Origin of the sequence: Pseudomonas sp. nanlin1, from assembly GCF_045571515.1 — a bacterium.
GTDB lineage: Bacteria > Pseudomonadota > Gammaproteobacteria > Pseudomonadales > Pseudomonadaceae > Aquipseudomonas.
On the sequence record NZ_CP124218.1, the window covers coordinates 1,516,178 to 1,530,833 of the forward strand.

The following is a 14,656-nucleotide window of genomic DNA, read 5'->3' on the forward strand; positions in this document are numbered from 1 at the left end:
GGTGGATTAGCGAACCGCACTGACCCCTTCCAACGTAGAAAACGACGTGTCTTTGGCCGTTAGCAAGAAGTCGCGCATATAAGGTGCATCCAGCATGTCAGTGCGCACGCCCGCGTACAAGGTCGCGAACAAGCCTTTGTCCCCTAGGCGTTTGCCTTTGACATAGCCCCGTGCGCTGTATTCATGCAGCGCCCAATGGGGCATGCCGCAGACGCCACGGCCGCTGGCGACCAGTTGCATCATCATGACGGTCAATTCCGAGGTGCGCACCTGGGCCGGTTCGACGTCGGCCGGCTCCAGGAAGCGGGTGAAGATGTCCAAGCGGTCGCGCTCCACCGGGTAGGTGATAAGGGTCTCGCTGGCCAGGTCTTCAGGCACGATGTAGGGCTTGCTGGCCAAGGGGTGTTGGTTGGCCACGGCCAACATGGCTTCGTAAGTGAACAGCGGCACGTAGGTAATGCCCGCCAGCTCTAAGGGGTCCGACGTCACCACCAGGTCAAGGTCGCCGCGGGCCAGGGCGGGCAGCGGTGCGAAGGCAAAGCCTGAGGCCAGGTCCAGTTCGACTTCGGGCCAGGCGTCGCGAAATTGGTCGATGGTGGGCATCAGCCACTGAAAGCAGCTGTGACACTCGATCGCCATGTGCAGCCGCCCAGCGGTGCCGCCCGCCAGCCGGCCGATGTCGCGCTCGGCCGCGCGTAGCAGGGGCAAGGTGGCGTCGGCCAGTTGCAACAGACGCAGGCCGGCACTGGTGAAGCGAATGGGTTTGGTTTTGCGCGCGAACAGCGGCAGGCCCAGGCGTTCCTCCAGTTCTTTGAACTGGTGCGACAGGGCCGATTGGGTCAGGTGCAGCCGTTCAGCCGCTTCCACCAGGCTATCGGCCTCGCGCAGGGCATGCAGGGTTTTCAGATGACGGATCTCGAGCATGAGGGCGGGCCATGAGAAGAATTTGTGAAAAGCTAGAATAGGTTGAGTTTGTCTCATGTTGTTCAGCTTGTCGACAATGGCGCTATTGCTGACGCTAGGCATCGATAGAGATGACCATTCAGCGCCCTTCATCAAACTGTCACGCAACTGTGGCAGCGCGCTTGCACAAACTTCATCAGACTCGCGCCTCAATGGGGTTCTGCGTTCTGGTGTATTCATGCGTTTATTCATTTTGCTGGCCGCCTTGCTGTGCGGCCTGCCTGCGGTAGCGGCTGCGCGTTGCAGCGTCGATGTAGCGGTACAACAAGCCCACGTGGGCGACGTCAACCTGGCCTACCAAAGCATCGGGCGCGAGACCGACCCGGCGCTTTTACTGGTAATGGGGCTCGGTGGGCAGTTGATTCACTGGCCCGATGAGGTGGTGCTTGCCCTGTGCCAGCAAGGTTTTCGGGTGGTTCGCTATGACAACCGCGACGTCGGCTTGTCGAGCTGGAACCGTGCGCCCGATACCAGCAACCTGACCTTCGAAGTGCTGCGCTACAAGCTCGGCTTGCCCGTCGCAGCGCCCTACAGCCTGAGTGACATGGCCCGCGATGGCCTGGGCCTGATGGACGCGTTGCAGGTGCGCCAATTTCATGTGCTGGGGGTGAGCATGGGCGGGATGATCGCCCAGCACCTGGCAGACCTGGCGCCCCAACGGGTTGAAAGCCTGACCCTGATCATGTCCAGTTCGGGCGCGCCAGGTCTGCCGCAACCGCGGCCCGCCTTGTTGCAACTGCTAGCCAAGCGCAGTGCGCCCAGCCGTGCAGTGGCCCTCGAGCAGCAGGCCGATCTGCTGGCGGCCCTGGGCAGCCCGCAAGTCACCGACGACCGCCAGGCCCTGTTGCAGCAAGCCGCGCAGTCCTATGACCGGGCGTTCAACCCCCAGGGCGTGCAGCGGCAAATTCTGGCGATTCTCGCCGAGCCCAGCCGCGTACCGCTGTTGGAACGCCTGCGGGTGCCGACTTTGGTGGTGCATGGCACGGCAGACCCATTATTACCGGTCATGCACGGGGTGCACTTGGCCGCGCATATTCGTGGCAGCCAATTGCGCTTGATCCCAGGGCTGGCGCACCGTTTCCAGGAAGCGTTCAAGGCGCCGCTGTTGGCGGCGGTGTTGCCGTATCTTCAGGCCCATCGGCGCGACGACGCCACCTTGGCGCGACTTTAAGCGAGCCCGTATTTCTTCACTTTATCGAACAGCGTGGTCTTGGCCATGCCCAGTTCCTGGCTGGCTTGGCTAAGGTTGCCGCCGCTGCGTTGCAGGGCATCGCTCAACAGGTTGCGTTCGAACGCTTCCACGGCTTCGGTAAAGCCCAGGGCCTGGCTGGCCCCGGCGGCGGTCTTTTTGAATGGCGGCAAACCCAGGGCGAAGCGCTCGGCGACGTTGCGCAGTTCGCGCACATTGCCCGGCCAATCGTGCCCCATCAGCCGCGCTGAGGTATGGCCGTCCACGGCCGGTGGCTCGCGGTCGAAACGCAACGCGGCCAACTGCAGGAAATGCTCGAACAGGGGCAGGATGTCTTCGCGACGTTCGCGCAGCGGCGGCAGCTCCAGGGTGACCACGTTCAAGCGGTAATACAGGTCGCTACGAAAGCGCCCGTCGCGGCTCAAGTCATCGAGGTCGAATTTGGTCGCGGCGATCAGTCGGCAGTCCACGGCAATGCTCTGGTTCGAGCCCAGGCGCTCCAGCGTGCGCTCCTGCAAGACCCGCAGCAGCTTGATCTGGAGCGGGATCGGCATGCTTTCCACTTCATCGAGGAACAGCGTGCCGCGGTCGGCATGCTCGATTTTGCCGATGCGGCGTTTGCCTGCGCCGGTGAACGCATTGGCTTCGTGGCCAAAAATCTCGCTTTCGAACAACTGCTCCGGCAGGCCGCCGCAATTGAGCGCCACGAAAGCCTGGGGCTGGCGCCGGCTGAAGTCATGCAGGCAGCGCGCGACCAATTCTTTGCCGGTGCCGGTTTCGCCTTCGATCAACACGTTGGCTGAGGTATCGGCAATGTTGCCGATCAGTTCGCGCAGCTGCTGCATGGCCGGCGAGCCGCCGATGATGCGGCTTTCCAGGGACTGCCGGCCGGCCAGCTGGCGGCGTAAGGCGCTGACTTCGCGGGCCAGGCCGCGCTGGGTCAAGGCACGCCGCACCACATCGACCAGCCGCTCCGGGGAGAAGGGCTTCTCCATAAAGTCGTAGGCGCCGTTGCGCATGGCCCCGACCGCCATGGAGATATCGCCGTGCCCGGTGATCAGCACCACGGGCAGGCTAGGGTCCTGCTCGCGCAGGCGGGTGAGCAACTGCAGGCCGTCCATGCCTGGCAAGCGGATATCGCTGACGACGATCCCGGCAAAATTCGTACCGATCCGCTCCAGAGCCTGTTCGGCACTGCCTACGCCTTCGCTGGCGATGTCCTCCAACGCCAGCGCTTGTTGGCAGCCGAGCAGCACATGGGGGTCGTCTTCGACGATCAAAACAGTCAGGTCGTTCATGGGCGCTCGATCGGGCCAGGGGGCACGCTTGCAGGTGCCAAGGGCAGGCTGAGGGTAAAGGTGGTACCACCTTCGCTGGGGTGTTCGACACCTAGGCTACCGCCCGCGGCGGCGGCCAGGCTGGCCGACAGAGTCAAGCCAAGGCCCAGGCCCTGATCGCCCGGTTTGGTGGTAAAAAAGGGCTCGAACAGGTGCTTGCGCAAGTCGGCCTGGATGCCATGGCCGTTGTCGCGAACACTCAAACAGTAACGTTCGCCGAGCATCGCGCCTTCCAGCCAGAGTTGCGGGTGGGCGGCCTCGGCGGTGGCATCCAGAGCGTTGCCCACCAGGTTGACGAGGATCTGCTCCAGGCGCGTCTGATCGATGCCCAGGGTCTGCTCCTGGCAGTGGCGGTGCACCTGCAAGCCACTGCTGTCCAGGCGCGCGCCGAGCAACTGGAGCGCGGCGTCAACGGCCTTGGTCAAGGAGGCCTGGCCCTGGTCGTCGCCACGCCGGGCGAACGAGCGCAGGCTTGCGGTAATGCGGCCCATGCGGTCAATCAGTTCGTTCATGGTTTGCAAATTGGTACTGGCGGTGTCCAGGGCGCCGCGTTGCAGAAAGCGCACCGTGTTGCCCGACAGCGTGCGCAAGGCCGCCAGCGGCTGGTTGAGTTCATGGGCAATGCTGGTGGACATCTGCCCGATGGCCGCCAGCTTGCCGGCCTGAACCAGCTCATCCTGGGCCCGCCGCAGGGTTTCCTCGGCTTGCCGGCGCTCGCGGATCTGGCCTTTGAGCCGTTCGTTGCTGGCGCGCAGGTCGCTGGTACGCTCGGTGATCCGGCGTTCCAGCTGGCTGTTGGCTTCTTCCAGTGCTTCTCGAGCGGCCAAGCGGGTCGCCAGCACCTTGCGGCGTTCGTTCCAGGCGATCAGCACGATGGCCAGCAAGGCGAACGCTACCGCAGCCAGCACGCCCTGGATGATCGCTTCGCGGCGCAGATCGTGCAGCGGGCTGAGCAGGGTGAAGCGCCACGGGGTGTCGATCAGTCGGCGTGATTGTGCCAGGTAAGTGGCCGTGCCCGTCGCGCCGCTGACATCGTCATGGGTAGGGAAGGTCAGACGTTCCACACTGTCGCTGAGTGCCTTGCGGTCCAGTGGCTGCAATTCGACCAGCGGCGACCAGTGATACTGCAGGCTGCGGGCCAGGCGCTCTTTAATCTCGGCGGTCAGCGGGCGGATCGACTTGAGCCGCCGGGCCGGGTCGCTGGACAGGATGATGATGCCGTTTTCGTCGGAGACATAGGCTTCCAGGCGGGCTTTTTTCCAGCGTTCTTCAAGGGCTTCGAGGCGCACCTTGATCACCGCGACGCCGATGATTTTGCCGTGTTCTTCCAGCCCGTGGGCCAGGTAATAGCCGGGCTCGCCGGTGGTGCTGCCGATGCCATAGAAGCGCCCCGGTTCGCCGCGAATGGCGTCCTTGAAATAGGCGCGAAACGACAGGTCTTCACCCTGGTAACTGTCGCGGTCGCGCCAATTGCTGGTGGCCTGCACCCGGCCGCTGCTGTCGAGCACGTAAATAGCCCGGCTGCGGCTGCGCCGGTTGAGGCCGTCGAGGTATTCGTTGACCGCTTGCCGATGTTCGCCATCGGTGTCATTGAGCAGCGCCGAAACGCTGGTTTCCAGCTCCAGCAAGCTGGGCAGGTAGGTGTATTTGTTGATTTCGCTTTCCACCGCACGGGCGTGCAGCTCGAGCTGACGCGCGCTGGTCTCGCTTAATACGCGGATGCCGTTGTGTTCGCTGATCAAAAACGCGGCATAACCCAGCCCGACCATCAGCAAAATGATCAACGGAGGCAATGACAGTTGGCGGATCAAGCGCGGTTTCACGGCAAGGCTGGGGGCGGTGGCGCGGTCGAGGCTGGGGTGGCATTTCATCACAGTGGCCTTGCGCAGACCAGCACGCCCCGGCCAACGGCCGCGGCGTGCGGGTACCATCAGTGTTGCAGGATCTTGGCGAGGAACTGTTGGGCACGCTCGGAGCGAGCGCTGACGTCACCGAAGAATTCTTCCTTGGGGCAGTCTTCGACGATCTGGCCCTGGTCCATGAAAATCACGCGGTTGGCGACTTTGCGGGCGAAGCCCATCTCGTGGGTCACGCACATCATGGTCATGCCTTCCTGGGCCAGTTGCACCATGACGTCGAGCACTTCATTGACCATCTCGGGGTCCAGCGCCGAGGTCGGTTCGTCGAACAACATCACCACCGGGTCCATGGCCAAGGCCCGAGCGATGGCCACGCGTTGCTGCTGGCCGCCGGAAAGCTGCCCTGGGTGCTTGTGAGCATGGGCGGCGAGGCCGACCCGCTCAAGCAATTCCAGGCCTTTTTTAGTGGCTTCGGCCTTGCTGCGGCCCAGCACTTTGATCTGCGCGATGGTCAGGTTTTCCGTGATGGTCAGGTGTGGGAACAGCTCGAAGTGCTGGAACACCATGCCGACCCGCGAGCGCAGTTTCGGCAGGTTGGTTTTCGCGTCGCCGATGGACGTGCCGTCAACCACGATGTCGCCTTGCTGGAACGGCTCCAGGGCGTTCACGCACTTGATCAGGGTCGACTTGCCGGAGCCCGAGGGGCCACAGACCACCACCACTTCGCCCTTCTGCACGTCGGTGCTGCAGTCGGTCAATACACGGAAGTCCCCGTACCACTTGCTAATATTCTTGATCGAGATCATACGGCTAACCTTTTTTGCAGACGCTTGACCAGCAAGGAAGCGCTGAAGCTGATGACGAAATAGACGATACCGGCGAAGACCAGAAACTCATTAGCCTGGCCAATGATGTCGCCATTGGCCCGCGCCGCGTTGAGAAAGTCGACCAGACCCACGGTATAGACCAGCGAGGTGTCCTGGAACAGGATGATACTTTGCTGCAGCAGCAAGGGCGTCATTTTACGAAAGGCCTGGGGCAGGATGATCAGGCGCATGCTTTGCCCGTAGGTCATCCCGAGGGCCTGGGAGGCGCCCATCTGGCCTTTGGCGATCGATTGCACGCCGGCCCTGACGATCTCGCAGAAATACGCTGCCTCGAACATCATGAAGGCGACCAGGCACGAGGTGAAGGCCCCGATCGGGGTGTCTTCGCCGGTGATCCAGCGCAACACGAAGGGCACCGCCAGGTAGAACCAGGTGATCACCAGCAGCAGCGGTATCGAGCGAAAGTAATTGACGTAGGCGCCGGCGAGCCGCGACAGCAGCTTATTCGACGACAAGCGCATCAAGGCCAGTACGGTGCCCAGTGCGATGCCGCCGACAACCCCCAGCGCCATCAATTGCAGGGTCAGCGCCATGCCGTTCCACAAGCTGGGCAGGGCCGGGATGATTCCACTGAAGTCCATCATTTACCTCCCACGGAAATCAGCCCCGGTACGGCGACTTTTTTCTCGATCAAGCGCATCAACAGCATCAACCCCATGTTCAAGGTGAAGTAAATCAGCGTGGCCAGGGTGAAGGCTTCGAACAGGTTGGCGGAGAACTCGGCCGTTTGTTTGGTCTGGGCCAGCAACTCCATCAAGCCGATCAGCGAGGCCACCGAGGAGTTCTTGAAGACGTTGAGGAACTCCGAAGTGAGCGGCGGGATGATGATCCGATAGGCCTGAGGCAGCAGCACGTTCCAGTAAATCTGCGGCAAACTGAAGCCCATTGCCCGGGCCGCCGATTCCTGGCCGCGGGGCAGGGCCTGGATGCCGGTGCGCACTTGCTCACACACCCGCGCAGCGGTGAACAGGCCCAGGCACACGACCACGCTGAGGAAGGCCGATGTGGTGGGGTTGAGGTCTTGCTTGTACCACTCCTGGAGGTTCTCCGGCAGCAGGTCAGGGACCAAAAAGTACCAGATGAACAGCTGCACCAGCAGCGGCACATTACGAAAGATTTCCACGTAGCACGTGGCGATGCCTGACACCAGGCGGTTAGGTACGGTGCGCATGACGCCGAGCACCGAGCCCAGCAGCAGGGCAATGACCCAAGCGGCCACAGCGATGCCGATGGTCCAGCCCAGGCCGCTGATGTACCAGTCCAGGTAGATTTCATCGCCGATGCCGGTGGACTTGAAGAAGACGCTCCAGTCCCAGTTGTAATTCATGGGGGGCTACCCTCGGTTTATTCTAGGTGCGGGCACCCCTACCCAGCCGCGCAAAGCGGTCAGGCAGGGGTAGGGGCAGGCTTAGGACTTGGTTTCGGCAGCCGGGGCTGGCTTGTCGTTGGGGTTAGCGATGAGCGCTTTGAGCTTGTCGCTCATCGGGAACTCCAGGTTCAGCCCTTTAGGTGGGACAGGCTTGAGGAACCAGGTGTCGTAGATCGTGTTGATCTTGCCCGAGGCGTAGGTGGCCTTGATAGCGCCATCGACCGCCTGTTTGAACGGCTCGTCGCCTTTACGCATCATGCAGCCGTAGATTTCATAGGACTGCGCGGTGCCGGTCACTTGCCAATCGGCCGGCTTTTTGGCCTTGGCCATTTCCCCGGCCAGCAGGGCGTCGTCCATCATGAAGGCTACGGCGCGGCCAGACTCGAGCATCTGGAACGATTCGCCGTGGTCCTTGGCGGAGATGATGTTCATGCCCATCTGCTTGTCGGCGTTCATGGACTTGATGATGCGCTCAGAGGTAGTGCCCGCGGTGGTCACTACGTTTTTACCCTTGAGGTCATCGAAGTCTTTGTAGGAAGAGTCTTTCTTGGACAGCAGACGGGTGCCGACTTCGAAAATGCCTACGGAGAAATCCACCTGCTGCGCGCGCTCGGCGTTGTTGGTGGTGGAGCCGCATTCCAGGTCGACCGTGCCGTTTTGCACCAGCGGGATACGGGTCTGCGAAGTGACCAGGTTATAGCGAACCTTGAGGTCGGGCATTTCCAGTTGTTTTTTCAGCGCTTCGACGACTTCCATCTGGATGTCGTGGGAATAGCCGACTGGCTTGCCCGAGGCGTCTGCGATATAGGAAAACGGAATCGACGCGTCGCGGTGGCCCAGGGTGATGGTGCCCGACTCTTTGATTTTTTTCAGTGTGCCGGTCAGTTCGGCGGCAAATACAGGGGTGCTGATCAGTGCGGCGGTAATAGCGGCGCCCAGCAGATGGGGAACGATACGCATCGAATTCTCCTCGACCATTGTTTTTTTTATCGGGCCAGTTAGCCGACCCTGTTTTCGTTCAGCGAGCCAGTGGGGTCTACCCAGGCATCGTGATAGAGAACAGGAGCATGACTCGTGCCAGCTTGGCTATTTCTAGCAACCGGCTGATTTTATTGGATAAAAACAAAGAGTCGGAGAGGAGGGAAGGTCGGCGATGTCCGGTAGGCCGAATGTTCGGCCTACCGGTGTTCGGAAAACCGAACGGGAGGGTCAGGCAGCTTCTGTGGAGTGACGGCTCGTGGCACGCTTACCGAGGTAGGCGGCCAGTTCTGCCTGTTCCGCTTCTGTGGTGAACAAGCCCAGCTTGGTCCGGCGCCACAGAATATCTTCAGCCGTAGTTGCCCATTCCTGGTCGCACAGGTAATCCACTTCGCGAGTGTAAAGCCCACCACCAATGGCCTGGCCAAGGTCGCTCAAGCCTTGAGCGCCTTCCAGCAGGCGCCAGCTGCGGGCACCGTAGGTGATGGCCCAGCGTGCCGCGATCGCCTGGGGCAGCCATGGCGCCTTGGCTTGCAACTCGCTCGCTAAGGCCTGCGGCGTGGTCATGCTTTCGCCGCCGGGCAGGGTCGCTTTGGCGGTCCAGCTGTCGCGCATCTGGCTGAAGAACGGCCGCAGCTGCGCCATGGCCGACTCGGCCAGTTTACGGTAAGTGGTGAGCTTGCCGCCGAACACCGAGAGCATCGGCGCCTCTTCGGCCGACCCGGTCAAGGACAGGGTGTAGTCGCGGGTGATTGCCGAGGGGTTATCCGATTCGTCATTGCACAGCGGGCGCACGCCCGAGTAACTGTGCACGACGTCTTCGCGGCTGAGCTGCTTTTTAAAGTGTGCGTTGACCACCTTAAGGATGTAATCAGCTTCCGCATCGGTGATATCGACCTTGTTCGGGTTGCCGGTGTATTCGCGGTCGGTGGTGCCAATGATGGTGAAGCGGTCCATGTAAGGAATGGTGAAAACGATCCGCTGGTCTTCGTTTTGCAGGATGTGCGCCTGCTCGCCATCGTACAGACGAGGCACGATCAAATGGCTGCCCTGAATCAGGCGAATCCCGTACGGCGAATCCAGCTTCAGATCGTCACGGATAAACTTCGCCACCCACGGCCCGGCTGCATTGACCAGCGCCTTGGCGTGTACGGAAAACAGCGTGCCGTCTTCGCGCTCCAGATGCACATGCCACAGGCCCTTGATGCGGCGCGCGTTCACGCAACGGGTGCGGGTGTGGATATGCGCACCCTTTTCGCGGGCGGCCATGGCGTTGAGAACCACCAGGCGCGCGTCGTCTACCCAGCAGTCGGAGTATTCAAAGCCACGGGTGATCTCAGGCTTGAGTGCGCTGTCGGCGCCAAAGCGCACGCTGCGCGAACCAGGCAGCTTCTCGCGCTTACCCAGATGGTCATAGAGAAACAAGCCGGCACGGATCATCCACGCCGGGCGCAGGTGTGGCCGGTGTGGAAGCACAAAGCGCATCGGCTTAACGATGTGCGGTGCCTTGGCCAGCAATACCTCGCGCTCGGCGAGGGCTTCGCGCACCAGGCGGAATTCGTGGTGTTCCAGGTAACGCAGGCCGCCGTGAATCAACTTGCTGCTGGCCGATGAAGTGTGGCTGGCCAAGTCGTCCTTTTCGCAAAGGAACACGGACAGCCCACGGCCGCTAGCATCTGCCGCAATACCGACGCCGTTGATCCCGCCACCGATTACGGCAACGTCATAGACTTCGGAAAGGGCGGGGCTAGGCGAGGTTGAATGGGGCATGGCGGCCTCCTGTTGTTATCGTCGGCTGGTGAAAGCATCGGGATGGGATGCGTTTCCCATAAGAGTAAATTCGAACATGAATGTTCACTTTCGAAAATACTAGCCGAAGAAAACGGCGGCCGCCAGCGCCATTCGATAGAAAATACCGATGTTTTTTGCGGTAAAAGAAAAATAACGAACATTTGCGCGGGGCGAGGTGTCTAGCTTGCGGTTCGCCGGATCGAGGGCTTGCCCCACGATCCTGGGCAGTTAAACCACTTCGAGGCGGATCTTGTGCTGGTTTAGCAGCTGGATCAGGGCGGGCACCGGTGCCTGGTCAGTCACCAGGCAGTCGATCAGGCGAATCGAACCCAAGCGCACCATGGCATTACGCCCGAATTTGCTGGAGTCCGCGGCAAGGATCACTTTGCGCGCATTGGCAATGATTGCCTGGGACACCCGCACTTCCTGATAGTCGAAATCCAGCAGGCTGCCGTCTTCGTCGATACCGCTGATGCCCACCAGGGCAAAGTCGACTTTGAACTGGTTGATAAAGTCGACGCTCGCTTGACCCACCACGCCGCCGTCGCGGCGCACGTTACCGCCGGCCAACTGCACGTCGAAGTCATCCTTGCCGCTGAGGATCGAGGCCACATGCAGGTTATTGGTGATGATCTTCAGGTGGTTGTGGTTGAGCAGGGCGCGGGCGATGGATTCGGTGGTGGTGCCGATGTTGATGAACAGCGAGGCGTGATCGGGGATTTGCGCGGCAATCGCTTCAGCGATGCGCTGTTTCTCATCGCGCATCTGGTCCGCGCGCATGGCGTAAGCGGTGTTTTCGATGCTGGAGTCATAAGCCGCGCCGCCATGATAGCGGCGTAGCAGGTTGGCTTCGGCGAGTTGATTGATATCACGCCGGATAGTCTGCGGCGTGACATCGAATAGCTGGGCCATCTCCTCGATGCTGACATAACCGCGTTCGCGTACCAGTTCGAGGATTTGTTGTTGGCGTGGAGGCAGATTCATGGGGGTTCCTTTCGTGCTGCCAGGCAAAGTGCAGCATGATGCCGCAGGAACCCCTCCTACCGCCAGTCAATAGGCCGATCACTCCTCGGCGTGGGGTTCCCAGTCACGGGTACGGTCCACGGCTTTTTTCCAGCCAGCGTAGAGCTTCTCTTTTTGCTGCTCGTCCAGCGCCGGCTCGAACTCGCGCTCGATCACGGTCTTGCCGCGCAGTTCGTCCAGGCTGCTCCAGAAACCGCACGCCAGGCCCGCCAGGTAGGCGGCGCCCAACGCGGTGGTTTCACGCATGGCCGGGCGCTCGACCCGAGTGCCGAGAATGTCCGCCTGGAATTGCATGAGGAAGTTGTTGGCCACCGCACCGCCGTCTACGCGCAGCGATTTCAGGCGCTCGCCGGCATCCTGCTGCATGGCGTCGAGCAAGTCGCGGGTCTGGTAGGCGATCGACTCCAATGCCGCGCGGATGATGTGGTCGGCCCTGACCCCGCGGGTCAGACCAAACAGGGCGCCGCGTGCATAGGGGTCCCAGTACGGCGCGCCGAGACCGGTAAAGGCAGGCACCAGGTAGACACCGTGGCTGTCTTTGACTTTGGTTGCGAAGTATTCGGTATCGAGGGCGTCGTTGACGATTTTCAGCTCGTCGCGCAGCCATTGCACCGTGGAGCCGGCGTTGAATACCGCGCCTTCGAGGGCATAGGCCACTTCGCCACGGGGGCCACAGGCGATGGTGGTGAGCATGCCGTGCTTGGACGCCACGGCTTTGTCGCCCGTGTTCATCAACAGGAAGCAACCGGTGCCGTAGGTGTTTTTCGCCTGGCCCGGCTCCACGCACATCTGGCCAAACAGGGCGGCCTGCTGGTCGCCTGCGATCCCGCCGATGGCAATGCCGCTTTTGGTATGGCCGTAGACTTCCGACGAGGACTTGACCTCTGGCAGCATCTCGCGGGGCACGTCCAGCACCTGCAGCATTTTCTCGTCCCAATCCAGTGTATGGATGTTGAAGAGCATGGTGCGCGAGGCGTTGGTGTAATCGGTAACGTGTACCTTGCCGCCGGTGAATTTCCAGATCAGCCAGCTATCGACGGTGCCGAACAGCAACTCGCCGGCACGGGCGCGCTCGCGGCTGCCTTCGACGTTATCGAGGATCCACTTGAGCTTGGTGCCGGAGAAGTAGGGGTCAAGCACCAGCCCGGTGGTCTCTTTGACGTAATCTTCCATGCCGTCGCGCTTGAGCTGCTGGCAGATTTCCGTGCTGCGGCGGCATTGCCATACCACGGCGTTGTAAATGGGCCGACCCGTGGTTTTGTCCCACACCACCGTAGTCTCACGTTGGTTGGTGATGCCAATGGCAGCGACCTGTGCATGGCTGAGGCCGGCTTGCGCCAGGGCTTCGACCATGGTCGCGCTTTGGGTGGCGAAGATTTCCATGGGGTCGTGCTCGACCCAACCCGGCTGCGGATAGTGCTGGACGAATTCGCGTTGCGAAGTGCCCACCACGTTGGCGTCGCGGTCGAAGATGATGGCGCGCGAACTGGTGGTGCCTTGGTCCAGAGCGATAATGTAGTTCTTGTTTTCAGTATCAGTCATGTCGATGGCCTTGCAGGAAAATGGAGGTCGGTCAGGTGTGAGCATCCCGCTCTGTACCGGCTTAAGAAGCCCGGACCTTTCCCTGAGTCGTTTCTACGGTTGCAACGGTGGGTTCGACGACGGCTTCGGGCAGGTGTCGAGCGATCAGGCCGCGATAGATGCCTGCACCCAGGCAGGCGCCCACAATGGGGGCAAACATGGGGACCAGGAAGTAGGGAATGGCCCGGCCGCCAGTGAAGGCTATTTCGCCCCACCCAGCCAGGAAAGTCATTAGCTTAGGCCCAAGGTCACGTGCCGGGTTCATCGCAAAGCCGGTCAGTGGGCCCGTCGCGCTACCAATGACAGCGATCAGCAAGCCGATCAACAAAGGTGCCATTGCGCCACGGGGCAGACCGTTCTTGTCATCGCCCAAGGCCATGATTACGCCCATCAGAATGGCGGTGATCACCACTTCGACCAGAAACGCCTGGCCAGTGGACAGGGCGGGGTGCGGGTAGGTGGAGAATACCGAGGCCAGTTCCAGGCTCTGCACACTGCCACGGATCATCTGGTGGGTCTGTTCGTATTCGAAAAACAAGCTGCTGTACAGGGTGTACACCAGCGCAGCACCGCAGAAAGCGCCGGCTATTTGCGCAATGATGTAAAACGGCAGCTTGTGTTTTTCGAACCCGCCAAACACGCACAAGGCAATACTGACGGCAGGGCTAAGATGAGCACCGGATACGCCGGCCGTGAGGTAGATCGCCATGCTGACGCCCATACCCCAGATGATGCTGATTTCCCAGAGACCAAAACTGGCACCCGCGACCTTGAGCGCGGCGACGCAACCGGTGCCAAAGAAAATGAGCAGCCCGGTGCCGAGAAACTCCGAGATGCATTGGCCGAATAGCGAGGGTTGTCGCAGTGCAGTGGTCATTCGTTACCTCAATTTTTTGTTGTTGTTCGGCGCCCGTTGCGGCGCTTTATGATGCTTGCCCCGGCCGAGTGAAGGCGGGGCGACTTCTGTGCAAGGGCGATCTTCGCCGCCTTTGCCAATATTCACAAACGAAAAAATATAGACAAGAAACGCTAATGTCAAAGGTCGAAAGTGAACTGTGAGCCAGATTTTGACCGCCGGCCGGGTGCGCGGTGCTAAAAGCGAGGTGTCGGTCACAATTTAGAGCGTAGGAATAGGCATTTAGCTATGTCCGTAAACTGGTTAGCGGCGGTGGGTTATGTCCTAATACCGCTTTCCGAGGAGGCGGCGTATGACCCCCGCACTGGACTTATTGAAGCGTAACGGCGTGGCCCACCAAGTGCATAGCTATGAGCACGACCCCAAGGCGGCGTCGTACGGCCTGGAAGCTGCGCAAAAGCTGGGTTTGAACCCCGAACAGGTGTTCAAGACCCTGCTGGCGGCCACCGAAAAGGCAGAGCTGCTGGTGGCCGTGGTGCCTGTGGCCGGCACCCTGGATCTGAAAGCGTTGGCCCACGCGGCAGGGGTGAAGAAATGCGAGATGGCTGCCCCTGCCGCAGCCCAACGTTCCACCGGTTATCTGCTCGGAGGCATCAGCCCCCTGGGCCAGAAAAAAGCCCTGCGTACCTTTATCGACATCCGCGCCCAACCGTTCGCCACCGTGTTCGTCAGCGCCGGTCGGCGCGGCCTTGAAGTGGAGCTGGCACCCAGCGTATTAGCCGAGCAGACCCACGGCCAGTTTGCCTCGATCGGCAAGGCTTGA

General features: G+C 61.2%; 13 protein-coding genes. 2 read left to right on the plus strand and 11 right to left on the minus strand.

Going from position 1 to position 14,656, the window contains the following annotated elements; all coding sequences use genetic code 11:
• Positions 1 to 6: 6 nt before the first annotated feature.
• On the minus strand, positions 7 to 924 hold the full coding sequence (gene metR / locus QCL65_RS07090; protein WP_407315543.1) for a transcriptional regulator MetR: 918 nt from the start codon (positions 922 to 924) through the stop codon (positions 7 to 9).
• A 217-nt stretch (positions 925 to 1,141) separates the two neighbouring features.
• Between metR and QCL65_RS07095 the strand changes: the two genes are divergently transcribed.
• Entirely contained in the window at positions 1,142 to 2,134 is a 993-nt protein-coding gene (locus QCL65_RS07095) for an alpha/beta fold hydrolase (RefSeq protein ID WP_407315544.1), read from the plus strand.
• On the opposite strand, the gene QCL65_RS07100 is transcribed toward QCL65_RS07095, so the two are convergent.
• From QCL65_RS07100 to QCL65_RS07145, 10 genes are all read right to left on the minus strand, one after another.
• Entirely contained in the window at positions 2,131 to 3,450 is a 1,320-nt protein-coding gene (locus QCL65_RS07100) for a sigma-54-dependent transcriptional regulator (protein ID WP_407315545.1), read from the minus strand. The genes QCL65_RS07095 and QCL65_RS07100 overlap by 4 nt on opposite strands.
• Positions 3,447 to 5,360, minus strand: coding sequence for an ATP-binding protein (locus QCL65_RS07105; RefSeq protein WP_407315546.1), 1,914 nt, complete (start codon positions 5,358 to 5,360; stop codon positions 3,447 to 3,449). Before QCL65_RS07105 ends, QCL65_RS07100 begins: the two co-directional genes overlap by 4 nt.
• A 59-nt stretch (positions 5,361 to 5,419) precedes the next feature.
• Positions 5,420 to 6,154 (minus strand): amino acid ABC transporter ATP-binding protein, encoded by a 735-nt coding sequence (locus tag QCL65_RS07110; RefSeq protein ID WP_407315547.1) that lies wholly within the window; start codon positions 6,152 to 6,154, stop codon positions 5,420 to 5,422.
• Entirely contained in the window at positions 6,151 to 6,819 is a 669-nt protein-coding gene (locus tag QCL65_RS07115; RefSeq protein WP_407315548.1) for an amino acid ABC transporter permease, read from the minus strand. Before QCL65_RS07115 ends, QCL65_RS07110 begins: the two co-directional genes overlap by 4 nt.
• Positions 6,816 to 7,562 (minus strand): amino acid ABC transporter permease, encoded by a 747-nt coding sequence (locus QCL65_RS07120; protein WP_407315549.1) that lies wholly within the window; start codon positions 7,560 to 7,562, stop codon positions 6,816 to 6,818. Before QCL65_RS07120 ends, QCL65_RS07115 begins: the two co-directional genes overlap by 4 nt.
• Before the next feature lie 81 nt (positions 7,563 to 7,643).
• On the minus strand, positions 7,644 to 8,564 hold the full coding sequence (locus tag QCL65_RS07125) for a glutamate/aspartate ABC transporter substrate-binding protein (protein ID WP_407315550.1): 921 nt from the start codon (positions 8,562 to 8,564) through the stop codon (positions 7,644 to 7,646).
• Positions 8,565 to 8,813: 249 nt separating this feature from the next.
• On the minus strand, positions 8,814 to 10,352 hold the full coding sequence (glpD, locus tag QCL65_RS07130; protein ID WP_407315551.1) for a glycerol-3-phosphate dehydrogenase: 1,539 nt from the start codon (positions 10,350 to 10,352) through the stop codon (positions 8,814 to 8,816).
• A 249-nt stretch (positions 10,353 to 10,601) separates the two neighbouring features.
• Positions 10,602 to 11,357 carry a DeoR/GlpR family transcriptional regulator gene (locus tag QCL65_RS07135; protein WP_407315552.1) on the minus strand — a complete coding sequence of 252 codons (756 nt, stop codon included), beginning with the start codon at positions 11,355 to 11,357 and terminating at the stop codon, positions 10,602 to 10,604.
• A gap of 78 nt (positions 11,358 to 11,435) precedes the next feature.
• Positions 11,436 to 12,938, minus strand: a complete 1,503-nt coding sequence (gene glpK, locus QCL65_RS07140; protein ID WP_407315553.1) for a glycerol kinase GlpK — start codon at positions 12,936 to 12,938, stop codon at positions 11,436 to 11,438.
• A 61-nt stretch (positions 12,939 to 12,999) separates the two neighbouring features.
• On the minus strand, positions 13,000 to 13,854 hold the full coding sequence (locus QCL65_RS07145; protein WP_407315554.1) for an MIP/aquaporin family protein: 855 nt from the start codon (positions 13,852 to 13,854) through the stop codon (positions 13,000 to 13,002).
• Between the two features lie 331 nt (positions 13,855 to 14,185).
• On the opposite strand from QCL65_RS07145, the gene ybaK reads away from it, so the two are divergent.
• Positions 14,186 to 14,656, plus strand: coding sequence for a Cys-tRNA(Pro) deacylase (gene ybaK, locus QCL65_RS07150; RefSeq protein WP_407315555.1), 471 nt, complete (start codon positions 14,186 to 14,188; stop codon positions 14,654 to 14,656).